This window comes from Bacillus sp. FJAT-22090 (assembly GCF_007676755.1).
GTDB lineage: Bacteria > Bacillota > Bacilli > Bacillales_A > Planococcaceae > Psychrobacillus.
Map to the genome: position 1 here is coordinate 157660 of NZ_VEBK01000003.1, position 22951 is coordinate 180610.

Sequence of the window (22951 nt, forward strand, 5' to 3'; positions counted from 1 at the left end):
CAACTTCAATTTAGCAGGGTGGACTAGTTATGAAAAATAGTTGGAACATTTTCAAGACAGACATTCAAAATATAAGCAAGAATTGGGTAGCCGCTATTCTTATAGCTGGTTTAGTTTTTTTACCCTCTTTATATGCATGGCTTAATATTTATGCCTCTTGGGACCCTTACGCAAAAACCGATCAGCTTCCGGTGGCCGTTGTAAATGAGGATATAGGAGCGGAAGTTCGCGGAGAGCAACTAAATGTAGGCAATGAATTGATCGATACTTTAAAAACCAACCATGACATGAAATGGTCTTTTACTTCACGCAAGACCGCTATGGAAAAAGTGAGATATGGTGATTATTTTGCAGTTATTATTATTCCTCCGAACTTTTCCGAGAAGTTAGCCTCCGTCGTTTCGGATCATCCCGAAAAAGCAGATATTGAATACTATGTAAATGAAAAAATTAACTCGATTGCACCTAAAATAACAGAGAAAGGTGCAACGGTTGTCGTGCAAAAAGTTAGCAGTCAATTCATCTCCAGTGTGAATGGAGTCATTTTTGATCTTTTCAATGATTTAGGAATTGAAATAGAAAGTGATCTACCGGATATACAAAACTTCGAAAACTATGTGTTCAAATTGGAACAAGATTTGCCGGCAATATATAAATTAATGACTGGCGCTCAAAAAGATGCTTCCTCCGCTCAGAAAATTATCACGCAGGCCCAATCCATAATGCCACGTGCGGAACAAATAACGACTGAAGGTTTGGGCTCCATTGAGAAAACAATCGATTTCTTAACGAAAGCACAAAATCGTTTGAATGAACTGGCCCCTATAGTTGAAAATGATTTAGAAACAGTCTCCAAAATTTCAAAAAGTACAAATGAATTTCTTCAAAACGTGCAAAGCATCCAGTTGGATTTTACAGAGCTGGATAGAGTAAAAGAGGATCTAGACAATAAGATAACCTCTAATATCCAAACTGTTGACTCGATTGAGAAGGATCTGAATTGGTTAAAAGACGTGACCAGTAGCACAAATAACTCCAATACGGAAGAAAACAATGCGGAACAACAAACAAAACTAGCAGATGCAATTGATAAAACAAATAAACTGAAATCCTTTTTACAAGAAGCTCAAACAAATGCAAGAACAATCGATACATTAGTAAAAGATAAAGAACAACAAATGCAAAAAACCTTGAGTGATTTGCAAAAAATAGCGCAGAATACATCCGTCAGATTGGATACTTTTATTAACGAATACAAAAACACGATTGAACCAACTGTTCTTTCTGAAGTAGCAAAAGCCAAAAAAACTCTAGGAAATGCCAAAGAAATGCTGACCAGTATACAATCCACTTTACCAGAAGTGTCTCGTACTCTTAATAGCACAGATACTCATATCAAAGAAGGAAAAACAACATTGGATCAAGCATTGGCCCAATATCCATATATAAACGACAAAGTGATCCAGTTAGCAGAAAGAATACGAAAAATTCAAGGTGAAACGGATATCAATGAAATAATTCAATTACTGCGCAATGATCCTCAAGCGGAGCGAAGCTTTTTCGAAGAGCCTATTACCTTAAATGAAAATAAACTTTTCCCAATTGCAAACTATGGAACTGGGATGACCCCTTTTTATACGGTTCTTGCCATATGGGTAGGTTGTTTGCTTCTTATCTCATTGCTAGCTACAGATACCACTAACCAAGAAAATAATATAAGTGAACGCGCAGTATATTTCGGTAGGCTATTTACATTTTCTGCGATCGGGCTTCTCCAAGCATTGATTGTAACTGTTGGTGACATTCTTCTATTAGGAGTAGATGTAAAAGATTCCATTTGGTTTATATTATTTGGATTTCTTATTAGTTTCGTTTTCATGAGCATTGTCTATACGCTTGTTTCTGTATTCGGTGATATAGGAAAAGCGCTTGCGATTATTATGCTCGTCTTACAAATTGCAGGAGCTGGAGGAACGTATCCAGTTGTATTATTGCCAGAGTTTTTTCAAACAATAAACCCTGCGCTTCCTTTTACGTATGCAGTAGATATTATGCGAGAAGCAGTAGGAGGTATCGTCTGGCAACGAGTAATAAGAGATGCTTCCTTCCTTCTCCTCTTCAGTCTGGCATTTTTACTATTCGGCACCTTCTTAAAAGAAAAAATAAATCGACAGACAAAACGGATGTTGAAAAAGTCTCGGGAATCAGGATTATTTCATTGAAATCAATTTATCATATTAAGGATCTGCTAAACGTAAATTAGAGATAAAAGGAGCGATTTAGCATGCAACCTACAAATGAGTTTTCCTCTTCTTATGAGGTTCCCTATTCACAATACACTGCACCGGTTAGATATTTTTTAAATAAAATCACTAATTTTTCACAGCAAATATATATAAGTAAAGCGACCGTCGATTTCGAAAGTATGAATCGACTGCTTTGGTTAGAGCATGTTAATTGGACTAGAATGACAATAACTAGTATCGTATTTCACCTACCAGATATACAATCTGTTCAAGAACGACTTTTACAAAATGCAACCGATTTAGGAAACTGTATTCTACCTTTTTATGGGTATCAAATTGCAAGTAGATATGCACAACTTATCAAAGAACATCTTGTATTAGCGGCCGAACTGGTAACTGCTGCCGTTAAAGGAGACACAAAAGAAGCCGATTTGAAAGAAAAAGAATGGTACCGCAATGCAGATGATATAGCTACCTTTTTAAGTAGCATTAATCCATATTTAACGAAAGCGGGAGTACAACAAATGTTCTATATGCATTTGTCTTTAACGAAATATGAAGCCATATGTATGATTAAGAAGAATTATAAAGAAGATATTAAAGTGTTTGACCAGATAGAAGCCGAGGCTTTGGAGATGGCCGATATGATTTCTAAAGCAATTGTTATGCAATTTCCCAGTATGTTCTAGCACCTTGCCCGGTCACATCCCGAGCATTCTAGGCTCAATAAAACTATAGATTCCAGAACAATTTTCTATTGTTCTGGATTTTTTTATTTCTTCTTTATATAAACGAATTAAAACACAGTATATATCCATATCCATCCATAAAGGTGTCATATTATTGACATTGGTTACAATTTAGTTAACAAATGTTGAAATTATATAGAAATCTAATTGAACATTTTGTGAAGCCATCTTTCTGCCATTGTTTTTAGAGAAGATAGGAATATGATAGAGGCAATGGAATGTAAAAAATCCTTGTACTCGTTAATACAACAAAAAAATAAACATTTGAAAGGGGTACAACTATGAAACTGAAAACGAAATGGGCTTTACTCACAATGATTATCACTATTACCACGGTGCTAACCGGTTGTGATCGATTATTGGTCTTGGATCCAAAAGGACCACAGGCTAAATCTCAAGCGGATGATATTATGCTATCCATTTGGCTTATGTCCTTTATAGTCATTGTTGTTTTCGGCATTTTAATCTTTGTATTATTAAAATATCGTGCTTCCAAACAAAGTAAAGATTATGAGCCACCACATATTGAAGGTAATCCGATTATAGAAGCAATTTGTGTGGGAGTGCCAATTATAATAGTTATTTTTCTTTCCATAGTTTCTGTTAAAAGTAACTATGAAGTAGAATCAACACCTGCAGGTTACGAAGACCAAGAACCTATAGTTATTTATGCTTCATCTTCCAACTGGAAATGGCACTTTAGCTATCCAGAGGAAAATATTGAGACAGTTAACTATTTGTACATTCCAGCTAATCGTCCTATTGAATTTAAACTATATTCTTATGGACCAATTACAAGTTTTTGGATTCCTCAACTTGGAGGACAAAAGTATGCAATGTCAGATATGGTTACCACTTTACATCTAGCTGCAGATGTAAGAGGTGAGTTCCTTGGAAGAAATGCAAACTTTAGTGGAGAAGGCTTTGCAGAAAATACATTTGAAGTTACATCGATGTCTCAAGCCGACTTCGATGATTGGGTAAAGGAAGTACACGAAACAGCAGCACCTTTAACAGAGAAGAAATTTAACGAATTATTGGAGCCTGGACATCTTGGTCGTTCCACGTATAATGGAACACATTTAGAATTCTCTCCGGCTCCTGAACATAACCATGGTTCTTCCGATTCGGAATCAGAAGAATCCGAGCACCAACATCATGAGGCTAGCCACTCTGAAAATGAAACAGAGCATATGCATCATTGATGAATAGTTTGTAAGCCTTAAATACAAGAAGACTTACAATGAAAAAGCAATATATTCCCGAAAGGAGTTACAATAGTATGGATTTCTTTGAAAGATTTGCCGTGCCACATCCTAGCTTTTTAATATATGTAGCAATGGTTAGCATAAGTCTATCGATGGTAGCAGTATTTGTAGGTATTACTTATTTCAAGAAATGGGGATACCTTTGGAGAGAGTGGCTAACTACTGTAGACCACAAACGAATCGGCATTATGTATTTACTTTCAGCTTTACTAATGCTATTCCGTGGTGGCGTAGATGCCATTATGATGCGTTATCAACTTTCCATGCCAGATAATACATTCTTAGAATCTCAACATTATAATGAGGTTTTTACAACACACGGGGTCGTCATGATCCTCTTTATGGCTATGCCATTCATCATGTTCTTCTTTAATTTCGTTGTACCATTACAAATTGGGGCTCGTGATGTTGCATTTCCACGATTAAATGCATTAAGCTTTTGGTTATTCTTTATGGGTATGGGTTTATTTAACCTGTCCTTCATAATAGGGGGATCACCCGATGCAGGATGGACTTCTTACTTCCCTCTTGCAGGCAATGAATTCAGTTCCTCTGTAGGTACGAATTATTATATGATTGCCATTCAAATTGCGGGTCTTGGAACATTGATGACTGGTATTAACTTTATAACAACCATTCTGAAAATGAGAGCTCCAGGTATGACTTTAATGAAAATGCCAATGTTCACATGGTCAGCGTTTATCGCAAACGTTATTATTGTTTTTGCTTTCCCTGTATTAACAGTAGCACTTGCAATGGGGACTATGGACAGACTGTTTGGAACAAACTTCTTTTCAACTGATAGTGGCGGTATGGATATGCTTTGGGCTAACTTGTTCTGGGTTTGGGGACATCCTGAAGTATACATCTTAATACTACCGGCGTTCGGCTTATATAGTGAAATAATCTCTACCTTTGCGAGACGCAATCTTTACGGTTATAAATCAATGGTTGCTTCTATGGTAGTCATCTCCCTACTTTCGTTCTTCGTGTGGGCCCACCATTTCTTTACAATGGGTCAAGGAGCATTAACGAATAGTATTTTCTCTATTACAACGATGGCTATCGCTGTACCAACCGGTGTGAAAATGTTTAACTGGCTATTCACCTTATGGAAAGGAAAAATCGAATTTACGACACCGATGTTATATTCGATGCTGTTTATACCACTGTTTACATTAGGTGGTGTTACAGGAGTTATGCTGGCAATGTCAGCTGCTGACTATCAATATCACAATACGATGTTCTTAGTCGCTCACTTCCATAACGTCATTATCCCTGGTGTCGTTTACGCAATGCTTGCCGGTCTCACTTATTATTGGCCAAAACTATTTGGTTTTATGTTAAATGAGAAACTTGGTAAATGGACAGCATGGTTGCTTTCAATCGGCTTCGTATTGGCCTTTATCCCAATGTATATCACTGGCTTAGACGGTCAAGCCCGCCGCATGTACACTTACTCTGAATCTACTGGATTTGGACCATTGAATATGGTGTCATTTGTAGGCGCAGGTATTATGGCGATTAGTTTTATACTACTTGTATACAATATTTACTATAGTACTCGTTATGCTTCAAGAGATATTAGCAGCGATCCATGGGATGCACGCTCTCTTGAATGGGCTACGCATACTCCAGTGCCAGAATACAATTTCGCAATTACACCACAGGTTAATTCGACACAAGCATTCTGGGATTCGAAGAAAAACGGGCATAAATTATTCAATGAAAAAGTTGAAAAAATTCATATGCCAAATAATAGCGGTCTACCATTTATTATGGGTTGTCTCTTCTTTGGGTTTGGATTTAGTTTGGTATTCAGTATATGGCCAGTTGTCATAATTTCTTTGATCGGAATTTTAGGATGCTTGGCTTATCGTTCATTTGAAAAAGATCATGGAAGATATATTACTGTTGAGGAAATTGAAGAAACAGAGAATAAACTGCGAGGTGTTAAAAAATGAAGGTAGATAACTCGCTTCCACTGGAATATAGTACGGAAGAAAACAGTTTGAAAATAGTAGGTTTTTGGATTTTCCTAGGTGCCGAAATCATGCTTTTCGCAACCCTGTTTGCATCCTATTTCACATTAGCTAATCGTACTGGCAACGGACCTTCCGGAGCTGAAATCTTTGAAATTACACCGGTATTAGTTGAAACGATTTTACTATTAACTAGTAGTTTTACAATTGGTCTTGCGATACATGCAATGCGTATAGGTAACAAAAAAGCAACTATGGGATTCTTTTTAATCACTCTCTTATTGGGTGCTGGGTTTTTAAGCTTTGAAGTATTTGAGTTTATTCACTATGTTCATGTAGGGGCAACATTACAGACTAGTGCATTCACAGCAATCTTGTTAACAACGTTAGGCACACATGGATTGCATGTTACGTTTGGTTTTTTCTGGGGGTTATTTATCCTCCTGCAAATTAGAAAACGTGGGCTGACTCCTGAAACAGCCAATAAATCATTCATATTCTCACTTTATTGGCATTTCTTAGACGTCGTGTGGATTTTCATCTTCAGCTTCATCTACTTGAAAGGAATGATGTAATATGAAAGAATTATTCCCCCGCAAACAAGTGATGGGCTTTATGTTCTCGTTAATCCTTACGGCTGTTGCCCTTTTAGTATATTTTACAGATATGACTTTCTCAGTAGGTATGACCGTTCTACTCCTAACCGCATTTATACAGGCCGGTCTTCAGCTGGTTGTATTTATGCACGCTGGTGAAACGAACGACAAAAAGTCAATTTATGCGAATATCTATTACGCATTACTTATCGCATTAGTTACTATTTTTGGTACATTGTTAGCTATGGTTTGGGATATGTAAAATTACTGGAGAGCGTCTTTTTAGGCGCTCTCTTTTTTGTATTGTCTAGTGTTTGCTAGCATTTCCTCAGAAGCAACTAAAAACAAACCAATTAAAAAGATAAACACAGCTCCCATAACCGTTCCAATTCCTATTCCCGTCATTGTACTTAACTCACTCACAAAAACTCCATATAAAAATAGGGAAATTCCGATAGTGAGTACTATCGCGCCTACATATCTTGTCACGTGTAACATTTTTGAATATGATTCCATTTCGACCATCCTCCCTTTCTATATATTATTCACCCCGTTCACAAAATTGTCAAATGTTATTTATTATTTTCCAGCTTAAATATTGACAACCAAAGGAATCGCTATTAAACCTCAGTCCTCTAGCAACTTTTCAATATAATAATTATTCAGAGACCAATTCTGTTTATTATTATTCTTACTCTATTGAGTAAGGTTTACTAATATAATTTCTGGTTCGTTTTTTAGGCATAATGTGACTTAGAGTGACCGCTATGATTTTCTCAGCTTGCGGACGCTTTCCGCCGGGTGAGCGATGAGCCACCCCCGCCGCTTAGGCGTCGTTGGGCTGTCTCATTTGCCCACAGCGGAACAAAGGCTAAGATCGCCACATCGTGTGGCAACGCCTTCGTGACCAACGTCTTGTTGGCCTCGGCAGGAGTCGCCTCCAGCAGAGAAAATCAAAGAAAATTACTTCCGCTTTGAGCAAAGAATGTTGCTATGCGAGCATAACGAGGTAGCATATGAGCATAAAAGTTTGATCTGCCTCAAATGGTGCGAGTAACGACTGAGATGTTGCGCAATATTGATTGGAACATGTTATCCATATTGATTTAGAGGATACTATAGGGTAAGTGCATGTCCACAAGCCTTTGCGTGAAGAATTGGTTGCGCTCGTTGTCGATCTGGTTGCTTTCAAGCTCAAACTGGTTGCGTTTCCCATTGAATTGGTTGCTTTCAAGTGACAATTGGTCTCGCTAAGCTATTTCCTAACTTTTAATGGCTAATAAATACAGTTAAAAGCGTATATTTTGATGGATTGGAGCTTCAGACGGCGACTCCATTAGAATCAATTGAGTAAGATGAGTCTTCACAACGAACGCGCAAGCGGACGGTGAAGGCTCATCACTCACCCTACGGAAAGCGTCCGTCCTGCAGCGGAAATCCAAGCGGACCTTTCCTTAAGACACACTTTCCCTATAGTAAGGCGTTGCATATTGATCTAAGTATCTTTCTTTAATTATGAAAACTATCAATCTTGTTCCGAAACTAAATCCTCTCCCAAGAAGGATATACTTTGACGATCCACTTTAAATTCTTTGCCATCCCACTTCAATATAGTGTGTATATAACCTAGTGGTTCTAACAAGTGTGGACCTACAATTTCTTGTGAAGCAACAATTTCATAGGTACCATTTCTTATAAAATCAACAGGATAAAGACCACTAATTGGATTTACCCAGCCTTCGATTGGTTCTTTCAACGTTCCATCCTCATTATAAAGTTCTGATAATACTTGCTGTCCTTGAATTGGTATGTCTAATGTATACTTCTTTTTTGGAACAGTGCTAATTACGGTTACTTTATGTTCGTTTTGATAAATTACGTTATATTCCGTGTTACCATTATATTTTTCAGAATCAAAAACTTGCACCATTTCTCCCGCTAAAAAAGTGTACAAATATGCATTAATCGGACCCCTTTTTGCTACATTGTCTAAAACGATTAATATGTCATCAAGGTGATTTCCAGTAAAATCTCCAAGGAATATCCTCGGATTATAACCAACGTTTTCTTTCAAAGAAACTCCTTCGTATAAATCCAATTTTTTATTTAAAACGTTTAACGTAATATTGTCCCAAAAAGAGCTTTCTTCTGTTATATTACCAGTTAAATAGACTGTATCTTTGAAACTATCTCCACTTACATATCCTCTTTTTTTATCTATTACTACCTGTCCGTTAGACTTTACATGTGTTAAACGACTCAAAACCTGTTGTTTTTTATCTAATAGTTTTTCTTTTGATGGGTATGGCGAACGAAATGATAGTGCCTTATCGATGGAAGTTAGATTCTGCTCTAAGTTTCCCGCTTTCTTCTGTGCATCCGCTAAGTAATACCAATAGTAAGAATAGTCATTTGTTTGAAGCAATCTTTCATAATACGCTTCTACTTTTTTAAAATAATACGGATAAACATCTTTCGCTTGGACTAATTCTCCTTCACTAAAGCGATAGACTTCTATTTTATAAGCGTCCCCCGTATCATGTATCCATATAGCAAGTTCATATTGACCATCCTGTCCAAACTGATCTGGCATATCTTCTACTTCTAATTTACTGTAAGTTGTGTTATTAGTAGGCAATCTTACAAAACCACCATTTGTCCATTGTAGTAAATCTAATTGTGAGCGCATTTTATCTATTTTCCATCCAACGATCAATGTATTAATCCAATTACTTGTAACCGGTAGCGCCATTAAATTTGAGATGTCATATCCAGCTCCTTTTATATGAATCAAAGGTAACCAATGACCATCATTGTTTTTTAGTATTAAGACATAATTCTGTTCTTCATACCTATACGCCCCAATCATTTCATCCCCATGGTCACCATCGATATCCGCGAACATAATCGCTTTCTTTTTTTGAGGATTTTCCAATTCCAAGACAGTTGCACCATGTGGTAAAAAACTCATCATTATATCTTCATAAACGTCCATTGTACACCTCATTTGTCTTCATTATTATCTATCATATGCGCGTTAACAGGGGTTTTAATCATCTTTTACAAAGATTAAATCACAGTCATTCAAAAGCTTTACTTTCAAACTAATTTAGTTCTAAAGATTAAAATAAAATATGTATTAAAAACTCCAATAAAGCAAAAAAAGACTGTCTCAAAGTTAAATCCTTTGAGACAGTCTCTAATACTATTTTTATAGTTATTCTGCAGACAATTCTGCTGGTATTTCTACCAATTCTTCTGTGGGTTGTGCAGATGGTACTGGTACGTTGATGTACAGTTTACCTGCAGCTTTTTGGCGTGTCTCATTATTAAAGCTGTCTACAACTTTAACTTCCAAAACTGCTCCATTTGCTACAGTTTCAGCAGGAACTGTCCAATATCCAACGTAATGACCGTTTGCTTGTTCCATCATTGGTAATTCGGTCGCATTTTGAACATTACCCACATTAGTTAGTGGCATATGGATAACAAATGTTGCTTTCAATCCAGGAGTACTGTCAAATTCAATTTTAACGCTTTTACCTGTAGTCAAATATAAATCTTCAGTTGGTGTTACGTTTTCGATGACAGGTGCATCGTACTGTGCTGTAACTGTTACTTTTTTCGATACACTATTATTCGCTTTATCTTTAGCGACAACTTTAATCTCGTTTTCACCATTCTCTAGTAGGATTCGTTTAGAGTACTTACCCTCTACGACCGTTGCATTTTGACCATTAATCTTTACTGAGTCAAGGTTAGCATCTTTAACAGTTCCCTCTATCGTTACTGATTCACGATTTGTTTTATCGCCATCTTTCGGGCTGTCAATTGTGAGTTCAGGTTTCAACGTGTCCAAAATGACTGTGATAGGTGCTGATTCACCTGTTACTCTTCCATCAAGAACAGAAACTGCTTTAAATTCATTTGTACCTTCTGTTAGCTCGGTAGGAATTGTAAATTTACCATCTTCAGCTACGATAACAGAGCCCGCGTCTTCACCGTTTTGTTTCAACTCTATTGTAGTTGTTGGTGATGCAGTTCCTTCTATTGAAATTGAAGCTTCATTTGTAACTGAATCAGCTACTGGTGAAGTAATAACCGGACCATGCACTTCATAGCTCACACGTGCACGAATCATATAGTTTCCTTCCTCAGCTGGTGATGGTGACCAAGCACCGGAAACTCCTTGGTAACTTCTACCTGCATTTGTTCCATTCTCATCTGTTGCAAGTCCTGGAGTATTTGGATTTGCAAACGTTTGGCGATATACCATGAAGAAGTCGCCATTAACAACAATATTGTGTTCATTTAAATCTACGACAGTCCATTCACCGTTACGCAACGCTGTTGCATCGATAGGACCAGCAAGTTTTTTACCAGGCGTACCGTCAGAACCGGTCGCATCCCATACTTCGACTGCGAATGCAGTTCCACCAGGTACCGGCCATTCTGTATCCCAGAATCGGAATACACCGTCTGTTACAATACCGCTTTCTTTACCTTCTGGAAGTGACATTTTGACAGCCCAAGCATTGCCCGCTGCATTGAAAGCACGTGCATTTTCCGCAGTACCATCGTCGTAACCGATTTCTCCACCTGGATAAGTGTAAAACGGCTCAAGTGCGATGTTCTGTGTGATTGTTTCCGAACCAATTGTAATACTTACTTCTTGGCTGTGATAGCCGCGAGCAACTACTTTTAATGTGTAATCACCTTCATATGCTGTAAGTGAATAATTACCCGCTGTATCCGTTTCAACAGGTGTGATATTCGCATCTTCCACTAGTAACAGAGTTGCCCCAGGTATTCCTTCCCCTGTCGATTGATCAGTAATTGTACCATTTACCGTGTTTTGTGCAACTTCTTCTAATGTGAAATTCGCAGTTGCAGTACCATCCGCTTCAATAGAAACTGATTGTTTTTCAGAAGTAAATCCATACGCTTCCGCTTTTACGGTGAACGTTCCAGCGCCATGAGTCATTGAATAAGAACCGTCAGCTGGGTTTGTATAAACCGAACGTCCTGATTCAAGCACACTTACTTGAGCACCTAATGGCAAAAGTGTAGGGTTTGAAATTTTATCAACAATCGGTGGTGCCTCTTTAACAGGTAATACAGGACGGATTGTTGTTGGATCAATAAATTCTTTTTTAGCAAATTTGTCTTGTCCATTTCCAATATTCACTTTGCTATTTTCGTTATTATTATTCCCGCTAGTTACTTTATTTACATTGGCATCTTTTCCTTTTGCTACTTTGCCAGTCTGTGAGACTTCCGCAAGTCCTACATCATCAATATACCATCCTTCTCTTACAACGCTTCCGTCAGAAAAAGCGTTAAATCCGATATAGATACGTTGTCCCGCATAAGCTGATAGATCCACTTCAGCATCTATCCAACCATTTGATGCGCCTTGGACCATTAGCAATTGTGTCCACTCTACTTGATCTGTAGAAACAAATACATGACCATAATCCCAAGCTCTTCCAGTCGAAGATTCCTCAAAGTTATGCCATTGTTTGAACTGTAAATAGGAGTTCCCTTCTGGCAAATCAATTGGAGGCATTACTAGAGTAGCGTTCATTCTACTATCATAATTACCAGCTAAGTTTGTTGCGTATACCTTTTCACCAGATGCAGCATTTCCTGGGCCTGATGTTGGTTTGCCCCATTCCCAGCTATTTGCTTCACCAAACGAATTCCAGCCAATCGGTTGCGCTTCAAAGTCTTCTGAATACCCAACCGTAATTCCTGGCTTCACCTGTACAACGTATTCTTCACTGCTCACTTCGTTGTTGCCGAAATCATTGATTGTCCATTTGTATGTGAATGAATTACCTGTTATAAGGGTTCCAGGGATTACTACATTGAACTCACCTGATTTGTAATCACCGGACTTATGACCAGCTTCGATTGCTTTCCAAGTCCCATTTGCATCTTTGTAGTTCAATAAGACAGAAGCAACACTAATGTTATCGCTAACTGCAATCGTTAAATCTAAATCCATACCAGCATACGTTTCACGAGGAGACGAATGTTCAAATACTGGGGCCTCATTATCGTCTCCTTGCTGTGTTACTTGACCTTTTAGTGTTCCAAGACCGGTTACAACGGAAGATACAGCTTCATAAGCGTCGACTAAACCATAACCATATCCATGGTTAGGTGTTGCCGGGTATTGGGAATCCGTCAATGGATTCGCTGTTTCAAGAAGAATTTCTTCCATTTCATCAACCGTCAAGTTAGCGTTCACTTGGCGAAGAAGCGCAGCTACACCAGATACTGCTGGTCCTGCCATCGAAGTTCCATTCCAGCCTCCTTCATAACCACCACCTGGTATAGAAGAACGAATGTTTACACCCGGTGCCGAGATATCTGGTTTAATCTCAGCGTATGGAGAAGGTCCACGAAGAGAGAAGCTTCCCACTTTGTTATTGATGTCTGTTGCACCCGTTGCAAATGACTCAGGGTAATTTGCTGGTGCTGCGACCGACCCCGCTCCCCCTGGATTTGTAAGCGTAGTGTTTCCTGCAGAGAATTCAGGGAAAATTTCTGCAGCACGCCAGTTGACAACGACCTCTCGGTACCACTCGTCTAAACCAGGACCACCACCCCAAGAGTTATTGACAATGTCTGGAGCCATGTCCACACGCGCATTTCCATTCGCATCGGTCGGCGCTAAAATCCACTGTGCCGCTTCTAGTAAGTCAGCATCTGTACCACCGGCTGATGTAAAAGCTTTAACAGCAATATATTTCGCTCCTGGGGCAACACCAATTTGGTTAGCACCATTTGGTTCACTTCCTACCATTGTTCCTGTTACATGCGTACCATGTTCAATATCATCATAGGGTGTAGCACGTCCCGCAGTCGCATCAAACCAGTTGAAATCATGGGAAACTTGTCCAGTTGCTTTATTATAGCCACGGTATTTTTCCTTTAAAGCTGGATGGTCCCATTGAACACCGGTATCGATACTCGCTACAACTGTTCCTGCACCATCTATACCCATTGCCCAAACATTTGGAGCTTTCACACGCTCGATGTTCCACTCAACGTTTGCAACCTCCGCTTTAGGTGCAATAGCTTTTTCTGTTTTTGTCGTAAATAATTGACGGGTTTCATTTGGTAGTACCTTTTCAACTTCTGGGAACATCGCAATTTTTTGAGCAACTTCTTTCGTCGCCGTTACAGCCATACCATTTACAATGTAATACGATGTAATATTTTCAGCATTCCCCTTGGCTGCTTCCTGTTCAAGAAATTCCTTTACTGTTTGTTGCGACTCGAGAGAAGTTGCCTTCAATTCAGATACAACAGCAGAGCGTTGGATCAGCTTCGTATTATGTGCTGATAGGTTTGAGGCATTTGCATTTTTTCGCGCTTCTGCAGCTACTGCTTCTGAATCCGTTTTTTCTTTGAATTTGACTAGAAATGTTACTTTTTCATCCGCTTTAAAGTTTTCTAGTAAACGACTGCTCACCTTATCTTGTACAGAAATTGAATTTGTGCTCGAATCTCTGAAAGATTGATGAAGCTTACTCGTCGTTTCGGCACTAACTACATTTGGTGCGATTAGCGAAAATGTCATTAGTAGGGATGCAGCAACACTCAGTGCTTTGATTTGACTACTTTTCTTCCTCAACTTCATTCCTCCTTTGAATTTTACATCGATATTAATACCTAGCGAGAAGCTGATGGCCTTTAAAAAAGACCAAACAAAAACACCTTCGCCTCCTTTCCCAAACCGTAATTTAGGTATACAGAATCAATGGTGTCAATCGTGAGTCTCTAGTTGTAATTACCACTATAAAGCAAATGAATTGAAAACTTTGTCGATTTTTGTCACGTTTTATCCATTTCTTTAAAGTTAATAGTTAATTACTAGTTTGTTTCAGTATTTCAATAGGTATAAAGCACTTTCTAAAAGAATAACGGAATAAGTATGAAAGGTTTAAAATCACTATTTTGAAGGGTTTATTAAAAATACATAGTTATATTAAGAGATTTCAATTTTGTCCCTTTTTTGAAAAATAATTAATTAAGCCCATAAACTAGAAAAGGGTAATTTGACTATCAATTTTATTTTCATGGAACATACCTTTCTAAATAACATTTTGCAATTTAAATACTTTTAATTAGTCATAATTACTAATATTCGAATTAATTATATGAATAATTGACTACTATCACATGTTGAGCTTCATACAAATCATCATTCTGTTGCTAATGTGATGAAGAAAACATTGTTAAAATCCTACAGGATAAGACAAAACTTTTTTAAAATAAACTAAGAGCTACGTTTTAGAAAAAGAGGTTATCGGGAAATGCTCATACAATTGTGTATAATACATCTAACAATATGCATTAAAGCTAGGGGTGAAAGCATGGACCAAAAAGATAAAAAGGATAAGTATAAATGGGATGAGGAAGATATGGATGAAACAGTTGCAGATGAAGAATTCCTAGAGTTTGTGTTAGAAGCTCAAAGAGAGGCACTCCTTGAGGAGGCACAAGAAAGGACAAATCCTAAAACGAAGCGTCCATTTCCTAGATGGATATTCTGGATAATGGCTACTGTTTTATTCATCAATACATTTGCAGTTATCTTTCAAATATATTCAATTCCTGCAATTGAATTTTTAAAAACGTCCGCTAGATTATCCGTGCAAGAAGATATTGCCCTCTATAAAGAGTCCGTTGTCGTGGTTTTATCCGAAGATAGCAAAGGAACCGGTTTTTCTATTTCTAGTAGCGGAACAATTTTAACAAACTATCACGTCATCGAAGGAAATGATACAGTGATTGTTGGTTTTCCAGAAGACGGTCGTTTTAAAGCAAACGTAATACATACATATCCAGATGTAGACCTAGCTGTTTTAGAAGTGGAAGGGGAAGATTTACCTCACCTAGATCTTGCCTCAAAAAAATCTTTTATAAAAGATGATCCCGTTACCTTTATCGGAAATCCCCTAAACTTTACCGGCATCGCAAACGAGGGAACAATTCTAGACGAATATCTATTAAGTGATTGGGATGTACCTGTAGTGATGATGAAAGCTCCGGTTTATCGCGGCAATAGTGGTAGCCCTGTATTGAATAAAGACGGTCAAGTAATTGGAGTAGTCTTTGCTACATTAGATCTCAAGGAATATGGCAAGGTTGGCCTGTTTGTGCCAATTGAAGAATATTATAAGAAACTGTGACCTCATGAGCAACGAGCTAAAAAACGCGAGAAGAAAAGTAAATCTTTTTCTTCTCGCGTTCTATTTACTATGATAAATATTTTTCACGCCAAGCCATACGCTCTTTTTCTTCTAGTTCATGTTCCAGTTTTTCATCCCATTTTTCTATTAATGTATTCCAAACACGCGCATATAGAACATCTTCTTCTTTGTTATAGACAATAAATTCGAAGCAAGGAATATCATCTATATACAAATCAGTAGTAGATTGAATTTCTGAAATAACAATTTGAACATCCCCTTCAGTAGTGTCCGGGGCATCGTTATGTAAAGCATCGATGATCTTCCCTTCTTCAAAAGAAAGTTCTTTATCCAAATAACCTTCCTCTACAAAACGGTAGGTTGCAAGCTCTGCCTCTCCATCCATGGCAGGTTTTATTTCCCCGTTTAAAAATGCATGATGACATATACTATATAGGACGACTTGTTTTTCCTGTTCTTGTTCTTCCTCAAAAACTCCATTTTCTAACTGCTGGAATCCTTTATCAGTTAAAACAAACAGCTTCCCTTTTTTTTCTATTAATCCTGTTCTCTTCATAATATTGATTAGGTCTTCAACAAAAAGTTGCTCAACGAGTAAAAGCTCACTAAGCTGCTCCGCTCTTTCAATTTCAGCTTTTTGAAAAGAAATGAGCATCATTTTCATGAGAATATCCATTTTTGAGCGCTTCACCGGCTTGTATTCGACTTCCACAGAATGGATAGGGATACTCCATCTAGTAGAATCAATAATTTTCACTTTGCTATTTTGTTGCAGCTGGTTTCTTAAACGTTTTTCTACATTATGCATTTCATTAGACCTCTAACTTGCTTTTTGTATGATTTCGATATCCATTTTGTTTTTTTACGGTGCTAAGCAAACGGCTGTACATTTCTCTTGAATTCCTCTGTTTAGCTCGTTTAGTGAACATCTCGGTGCTGCCAACTAAAACGAGTAATTCTCTCGCACGGGATAATGCTACGTTTAAACGTCTATAATCATTCGCAAATCCTATATCACCGTTCTTGTCCTGAGTGTTACGAACCATACTTAAAATGATGACATCCATTTCCATCCCTTGAAATTTATCGACAGTTCCTGTTCGAAAACTCAAATGCTTTAGATTGGTTTCCTGTTGTATTAAACGATCTATTCGCTTCACTTGTTCTCCATAAAAACTTATGACTCCAATACTTTTTCTTTCATCTCCCTGCATTCTTCCTTCGCTTTTAGCAGTTGCGGCAGCCTTGTCTAAATCCTTTAATACTTCTCGAATGGTGTCTAATTCCGCTTGATTAAATCGACTTTTTCCATCTTTCATTCGTTCCTCAAAATATGGCTTCTCATTCGGCATATCTAGCCACAGTAGATGGTCTTTTCGATTGACAAAACGTGATTCCAACAAATGATCTCGCATAACATCTGAATTTGTTAACCCACACTGTAAGCGATAATTTTCTTCCTCATAAAAAGGGGTAATTGTTTCCATAATATTCTCGTGCATACGATATTGGATAGCAAGCATCGTTTTGTTCGTTTTCGGCAAATTTTTAAATAAGCGTTCGAAAAGAGACTCTTTTAAAAGCTTCTTCAACTCATCTTTTTCCTCTAGATTTTCGCTTTCCTCCAATATCGCTTTAAGTGTTTCATCCAGTGTGTCTTCTCCTACAAGTGGAGGCAACTGATGATGATCTCCAACTAAAATGATTTTTTTCCCCTTTAACATAGGAAGTAATAGTTCGGGGGGAGTTGCTTTTGAAACTTCATCGATAATAACAACGTCAAACGTTGGATAATTGTCCATAAACTCTTTGCGTGCAGATGCTACACATGTTGTCCCAATTACATTGGCATGTCGTACATATAATTTCCGAATTTCATCCAAGTCATGATTATTAGCTTCTTTTAGCATGCCACTCCATTCATTTTGTAAAGCCTGCGTGATTGGTAGCCGGTCTATCTCCAGCTGAGTTTCTAAGATATTTTTTTCCAGAACCGCTATATCTATCAAGACTTTTTCCCGCTCATCTTCTGGTTTTTGTTTTAGTAACTCTTCTAGCGCTTTCCATTGCCGTTCTTGCTCTAAACCTTCCGAATTCACTTGCTTACTTTCCTGTTCTTTTTCTTGAAGTGAAGCTGAGTTTATATCTAATTGTTTAGTAAAAATAGCAAGCTCGTCGTTTTTTTGTTGAAGCTGATTAGTGTATCGCGTAAGTGTTTCTATTGTTTTTTCCATGTTGCTATAAGTATTTTCTTTTTCTCGTAATTGTTCTTGCAACGATGGTAGTTCAGGGGTATTTTCCGTAGATCCTATTTGACCGTGTAACAGAGTGACTTTTTCTTGCAATTGTCGTAGCTCTTCGCTTTGCACAGTCCCTTTGCTTTTTAATTCATCAGTGGTCTGTTTGATCGTAAAAATATTTCTTCTTACTTGTTCAGCCAATTCTACTTTTATCGTTTGAAACCTATTCGCTGAATCAGCCTTTGCTCTTTGCAAGGTTTTCCCTTGTTCCCATACAAACTTCTTACGTACATTCAAGCCTTCCAAATACACTTCCAACTTCTCAACAGTAACTGTTCCTGATGTCAACAAACGCTTCATGCTGTCGATAAATTGATGTATTTCTTTTACCGAATAAGAAGTATCAAATACAACTCCGCTACTCGTTACGTGGTTTTTTACAGATTCTAACGAAATATTATTCTTTGTCAATAAACCCTCTATGTAATCGATAGCTGGAAGCAATCGTTTATTTAGTTCCTCCCAATCGGCAAAAGACATAATCATTTCTATAAGACTGTCCAACTCTGCTATCTGTTTTTCTAAAGTGGAAGCAGGGATGATTTCAAATTGACGCATCTGCTCTTTTAATAATTCAAATTTATTAATGATCTGTATTTCGGTCAAAAACCCCTCTAAGTGGTCTATTTTCACTTGTACAGTTTGATATTCATGTCTTGTCCCTATTAATAATGCTTCGACATTTCTGCTTTCTACTACCGACTGTCTATAGAGAATCTGTTTTTTGGTTTGCTCAATTTCCATCTGCAAGCGTTCTCTACTTAGTCCCAATTCTTCATATTTCGCATGAGACTCAATGAAATGTTCCATCTTTTTTATTTCTTTTAGAAGCTCTTCCACCGTGCTTTTTAAATGTGCACACTCTTCTTCAAGCTTTTCTCGTTCTTTTTTCAAGAGTACTAATCGTTTTTTAAGCTCCTTAATTTGCTGGCCACGTTCAAAAAATTCGACTTGTGCCTCTTGTTTTCGCTTTATTTTTTGTTCTAATACGACGACTTCCTGTTGGAGCAATTCTACTTGCTTTTTGTAATCAGACAAATTTCCATTCAGTTGTCCTTCTTTTGTGGGGTGGGTATCTATTTCATATAACAAAGCGCTTAACGTTTGATCTTTCCAATACTGACCAACATTTTCTTCTATAAATCTTTTACCTTCTTCTTCAATGCTCTCTGTTCTGCCAAAACGTAAAATTCGAATGTCCTTATTAGAAAGCAGTCTACTAAGCGCATTATCAACGGCCAAATTTGACTGAGAAGCAACTAAAGTTCGAAGTCCCGCCTTTGCATTTTGCTGACAAATTTCAGATATAACAGTAGTTTTTCCCGTTCCTGGAGGTCCTTGAATGACGTATAAATCTTCCGCAGACATCGCTCCAACAACCGCTTCTTGTTGAAACTCATTTAACTGGTTATGAAATTCTAATTCCTTTTTCTTATTCGATATACGGATAGTTGGACGATTTTCAAATAAAATATTTTCTAAATTTGCATTTGCGGCTAGACCATTTTGTAAATCTTCAAATCCTTTACGAAATCTTCGAATCTGACTTAGTGTGGCAAAGTTGCTAAACGTTGCTTCTTTCAATTTGGGGTGCCACTGATTTTTTCTAGCCATCTCACGAAATCTCGGTTTCATCTCAATCTCAATGTTTTTTTTGGAACGATCTACCTTTAATACATCCCCGATATCATGTTGAAATCCTTTTAAAGAAACACTCAGACCTTTTAACTTGTTCCACTCATTTCCGTTTACATTACTCCCAACAAGTGTCATTCTGCTGAAGTCTTCATTGAAAATAAGGTTTGAATAAACGGTCGTAATATCCGCAATATCTGCATTACGTTCTTGTATCTTCAAGTATCCTTCCCAACTGGAAATTCTTTTTTTTACGTACTCTGACCTTTCTTCCGCGACAGGCAACTCCCGAATTTGTGTATGTAATTGAATAGGCATCCCTGCTCCATTATTACGAGCAGTAACAAAGTTTAAACTGACTGGAAGTCGTCGATTGGTCTTTACAGGAACTTTGGAGCTTCGTACATGAAATGCTGTGGCAAGAAGCCCATCGTTTTGAAGTATACATTCCATCACTCCAACTCGTCCCTCTAGTTTCTCTACTAAAGTTTCGTTCTTTACATTGTCAAAATAAAGTGAAAGTGGAGTATTCCCATGGGCATTTACCGGACGTTTTTCAATATGAACCTCAAAAAATGCTTGCATATTAAAAAAGGCATGTTCATCAGTTGCCCATTCCTGAATTCCTCCGCGTGCTTTATTCGTTATCATTAGGTTACACCGCATCATATCGACTGGGATTGAAGCATGTCTCATGCACATGCCTCCTTTCTAATTGTATAAACGGTTCAAAAACAAAAGAGCACCCATCTCGATTTTCAACAAATCGGGTACTCTGCATTAACTTTATTATACCTCTAAATTAACAAATAAAGAACTTACAAAATCATGAAAACTAAGGTGGAGAGAAATTATATACAATAAATACCATTAATTCAATACTCATAATTTTAAACATTTCGTGAATTTTTTGTTGCTATCTTATAAATCTTTTAATATTATTAATTTACATCTAAGAACAGAATATTCCAAAAATAAGAAAATATTTTACTAGGAGGAATGTTAAATGGCAAAAAAAATAGAAAGTGTTTTTACTCCGGAAAACCCCCGAGAAAAAAAGACTCTTTCGAAGGATGAAACTGTACAAGATCACCCAAAAGTATCTGGAACGCCAAATTACGAGAGAATTTCAGCAAGTCAAGAATTTCAATCTTTAAAATCTAAAAAGAGAAAGTTTATTTTACCTGTCTCTATCTTTTTCTTATTATGCTATATTACGTTGCCAGCCCTAACTTCTTATACAACCGTGTTAAATACGAATGCTTTTGGTGATGTGGCATGGGTGTGGATATATGCAATCGCCTTATTTATTATGACATGGGTGTTATGTATGATTTATGTTAGTAAAGCTAATGGGTATGATCGTGATGCAGACGAGATTTTTGAAAAGGAAAAGGCTGGTGGCTATGAATGAGTCCAATAGGTATATCTTTTTTTGTAGGAATTGTAGCACTAACACTATTTGTAACATATATCGCTTCAAAACGTACAAACTCGGCAAGTGAGTTCTATACGGCTGGAGGCGGCCTATCCGGTTGGCAAAATGGGATTGCTATTGCAGGAGATTATCTATCCGCCGCTTCTTTCTTAGGGATTGCGGGTGCCATTGCGCTCTTTGGTTTCGATGGTTTCTTCTATAGTATTGGTTATTTAGTAGCTTACTTGGTTGTATTGTATATTGTCGCGGAACCATTAAGAAACTTAGGTCGTTATACGTTAGCAGATATGATTACAGCTCGTTTCAACCAAAAGAAAATTCGTGCTGCGGCGGCTGTCAGTACATTAACTATCGTCTTATTCTATATGATTGCACAGCTTGTCGGTGCAGGTGCACTTATTCAATTATTATTAGGCATTGATTATTGGATCGCTGTATTAATCGTAGGTGTAATGATGACCATCTATGTTTTATGGGGTGGTATGGCTGCAACAAGTTGGGTGCAAATTATTAAAGCAGTATTACTCATGGTCGGTACTGTCATTATCTCTTTCTTAGTTTTATGGAAATTCAATTTTAATATATTAGGGATGTTTACAGAAATGAAGGGTGCAACAGCACACGGTGAAGCTTATCTACATCCGGGAGTTAAATATACGAATGGTTTAGATACTCTATCGATAATGATCGCCCTAGTATTAGGTACTGCTGGTCTACCACATATTTTAATGCGTTTCTTTACGGTAAAAGATGCAAAAACAGCACGTAGCTCCGTAGTTTATGCCACATGGATTGTAGGGATTTTCTATGTCTTGACAATTTTCTTGGGCTTTGGTGCAGCTGCATTTGTAAAGTCAGAAACAATTATAGCAGCGAATCCTGCCGGAAACATGGCAGCTCCCCTTCTTGCACAAGCACTAGGTGGCGATATTCTTATGTCGTTCGTCTCAGCAGTTGCATTTGCAACAATTCTAGCAGTAGTTGCGGGACTAGTATTATCGGGAGCATCGGCTTTCGCGCATGACCTTTATGGACAAATTTTCAAAAAAGGAAAAGTTACAGAAAAAGAACAAATGAATGCCGCTCGTCTAGCATCAGTGGGAGTCTCCGTGATTTCTATCCTTCTTGCATTAGGTGCACAAACGATGAACGTCGCATTCTTAGTTTCACTTGCCTTCTGTATTGCAGCAAGTGCCAATTTACCGGTAATCATTTATACGATTTATTGGAAAAACTTTAATACAACAGGCGCATTATCGGCAATAGTCACGGGCTTAGTGACAGCCTTAGTTCTCGTATTATTAAGTCCAAACGTATGGGCTGCAGACGGATCCCTTTTCTTCACTGGAGAAGCAATCTTCCCATTAACAAACCCAGCGATAATTTCAGTTCCAGCAGGTTTTGTGGCAGGATGGATAGGTACATTAGTTGGAGCACGTGCAGATCAGAAAAAATATGCGGAAGTGGATGTCAAAGCAAATATTGGATTGAAATAAATAAAATCGCC

At 37.6% G+C, this 22951-nt stretch carries 14 protein-coding genes; 9 read left to right on the forward strand and 5 right to left on the reverse strand.

Annotated features, from left to right (window positions below):
• Window positions 1–29: 29 nt before the first annotated feature.
• From FS486_RS05670 to qoxD, 6 genes are all read left to right on the forward strand, one after another.
• A complete protein-coding gene (locus tag FS486_RS05670; protein WP_144510356.1) occupies window positions 30–2222 on the forward strand; it encodes a YhgE/Pip domain-containing protein in 2193 nt (730 codons plus the stop codon).
• 62 nt (window positions 2223–2284) lie between these two features.
• Window positions 2285–2935: a hypothetical protein gene (locus FS486_RS05675; RefSeq protein ID WP_144510357.1), complete on the forward strand. Its 651-nt coding sequence runs from the start codon at window positions 2285–2287 to the stop codon at window positions 2933–2935.
• A 341-nt stretch (window positions 2936–3276) separates the two neighbouring features.
• Window positions 3277–4200 (forward strand): cytochrome aa3 quinol oxidase subunit II, encoded by a 924-nt coding sequence (qoxA, locus tag FS486_RS05680; protein WP_144510358.1) that lies wholly within the window; start codon window positions 3277–3279, stop codon window positions 4198–4200.
• A gap of 77 nt (window positions 4201–4277) precedes the next feature.
• On the forward strand, window positions 4278–6227 hold the full coding sequence (qoxB, locus tag FS486_RS05685) for a cytochrome aa3 quinol oxidase subunit I (protein WP_144510359.1): 1950 nt from the start codon (window positions 4278–4280) through the stop codon (window positions 6225–6227).
• On the forward strand, window positions 6224–6820 hold the full coding sequence (gene qoxC, locus FS486_RS05690; RefSeq protein ID WP_144510360.1) for a cytochrome aa3 quinol oxidase subunit III: 597 nt from the start codon (window positions 6224–6226) through the stop codon (window positions 6818–6820). The genes qoxB and qoxC overlap by 4 nt, the downstream gene beginning before the upstream one ends.
• Window position 6821: 1 nt before the next feature.
• Window positions 6822–7103, forward strand: coding sequence for a cytochrome aa3 quinol oxidase subunit IV (gene qoxD, locus FS486_RS05695; protein ID WP_144510361.1), 282 nt, complete (start codon window positions 6822–6824; stop codon window positions 7101–7103).
• A 20-nt stretch (window positions 7104–7123) separates the two neighbouring features.
• On the opposite strand, the gene FS486_RS05700 is transcribed toward qoxD, so the two are convergent.
• The 3 genes from FS486_RS05700 to FS486_RS05710 form a co-directional block, all read right to left on the reverse strand.
• Complete coding sequence (locus FS486_RS05700) at window positions 7124–7357, reverse strand: hypothetical protein (RefSeq protein ID WP_144510362.1); 234 nt, start codon at window positions 7355–7357, stop codon at window positions 7124–7126.
• 1009 nt (window positions 7358–8366) lie between these two features.
• Entirely contained in the window at window positions 8367–9836 is a 1470-nt protein-coding gene (locus tag FS486_RS05705; protein WP_144510363.1) for a hypothetical protein, read from the reverse strand.
• Between the two features lie 222 nt (window positions 9837–10058).
• On the reverse strand, window positions 10059–14495 hold the full coding sequence (locus FS486_RS05710) for a S8 family peptidase (RefSeq protein WP_144510364.1): 4437 nt from the start codon (window positions 14493–14495) through the stop codon (window positions 10059–10061).
• A 736-nt stretch (window positions 14496–15231) separates the two neighbouring features.
• Here FS486_RS05710 and FS486_RS05715 point away from each other — a divergent pair.
• Window positions 15232–16050 carry a S1C family serine protease gene (locus tag FS486_RS05715; RefSeq protein WP_144510365.1) on the forward strand — a complete coding sequence of 273 codons (819 nt, stop codon included), beginning with the start codon at window positions 15232–15234 and terminating at the stop codon, window positions 16048–16050.
• Between the two features lie 67 nt (window positions 16051–16117).
• On the opposite strand, the gene FS486_RS05720 is transcribed toward FS486_RS05715, so the two are convergent.
• Complete coding sequence (locus FS486_RS05720) at window positions 16118–16879, reverse strand: hypothetical protein (RefSeq protein WP_144510366.1); 762 nt, start codon at window positions 16877–16879, stop codon at window positions 16118–16120.
• Between the two features lie 4 nt (window positions 16880–16883).
• Window positions 16884–20702, reverse strand: coding sequence for an AAA domain-containing protein (locus FS486_RS05725; protein ID WP_186321372.1), 3819 nt, complete (start codon window positions 20700–20702; stop codon window positions 16884–16886).
• Window positions 20703–21012: 310 nt separating this feature from the next.
• Here FS486_RS05725 and FS486_RS05730 point away from each other — a divergent pair, with 310 nt between their 5' ends.
• Window positions 21013–21420: a DUF485 domain-containing protein gene (locus FS486_RS05730; protein ID WP_144510368.1), complete on the forward strand. Its 408-nt coding sequence runs from the start codon at window positions 21013–21015 to the stop codon at window positions 21418–21420.
• The gene (locus FS486_RS05735) at window positions 21417–22940 is read left to right on the forward strand and encodes a solute symporter family protein (protein WP_144510369.1); all 1524 of its coding nucleotides are present in this window, start codon (window positions 21417–21419) and stop codon (window positions 22938–22940) included. The genes FS486_RS05730 and FS486_RS05735 overlap by 4 nt, the downstream gene beginning before the upstream one ends.
• Window positions 22941–22951 lie beyond the last annotated feature (11 nt).

Excerpts from the sequence above, each read along its gene's own strand:
- FS486_RS05670 (WP_144510356.1), top strand. The coding sequence starts at position 30 with ATGAAAAATAGTTGGAACATTTTCAAGACAGACATTCAAAATATAAGC.
- FS486_RS05675 (WP_144510357.1), top strand. The coding sequence starts at position 2,285 with ATGCAACCTACAAATGAGTTTTCCTCTTCTTATGAGGTTCCCTATTCA.
- qoxA (WP_144510358.1), top strand. The coding sequence starts at position 3,277 with ATGAAACTGAAAACGAAATGGGCTTTACTCACAATGATTATCACTATT.
- qoxB (WP_144510359.1), top strand. The coding sequence starts at position 4,278 with ATGGATTTCTTTGAAAGATTTGCCGTGCCACATCCTAGCTTTTTAATA.
- qoxC (WP_144510360.1), top strand. The coding sequence starts at position 6,224 with ATGAAGGTAGATAACTCGCTTCCACTGGAATATAGTACGGAAGAAAAC.
- qoxD (WP_144510361.1), top strand. The coding sequence starts at position 6,822 with ATGAAAGAATTATTCCCCCGCAAACAAGTGATGGGCTTTATGTTCTCG.
- FS486_RS05700 (WP_144510362.1), bottom strand. The coding sequence starts at position 7,357 with ATGGAATCATATTCAAAAATGTTACACGTGACAAGATATGTAGGCGCG.
- FS486_RS05705 (WP_144510363.1), bottom strand. The coding sequence starts at position 9,836 with ATGGACGTTTATGAAGATATAATGATGAGTTTTTTACCACATGGTGCA.
- FS486_RS05710 (WP_144510364.1), bottom strand. The coding sequence starts at position 14,495 with ATGAAGTTGAGGAAGAAAAGTAGTCAAATCAAAGCACTGAGTGTTGCT.
- FS486_RS05715 (WP_144510365.1), top strand. The coding sequence starts at position 15,232 with ATGGACCAAAAAGATAAAAAGGATAAGTATAAATGGGATGAGGAAGAT.
- FS486_RS05720 (WP_144510366.1), bottom strand. The coding sequence starts at position 16,879 with ATGCATAATGTAGAAAAACGTTTAAGAAACCAGCTGCAACAAAATAGC.
- FS486_RS05725 (WP_186321372.1), bottom strand. The coding sequence starts at position 20,702 with ATGAGACATGCTTCAATCCCAGTCGATATGATGCGGTGTAACCTAATG.
- FS486_RS05730 (WP_144510368.1), top strand. The coding sequence starts at position 21,013 with ATGGCAAAAAAAATAGAAAGTGTTTTTACTCCGGAAAACCCCCGAGAA.
- FS486_RS05735 (WP_144510369.1), top strand. The coding sequence starts at position 21,417 with ATGAGTCCAATAGGTATATCTTTTTTTGTAGGAATTGTAGCACTAACA.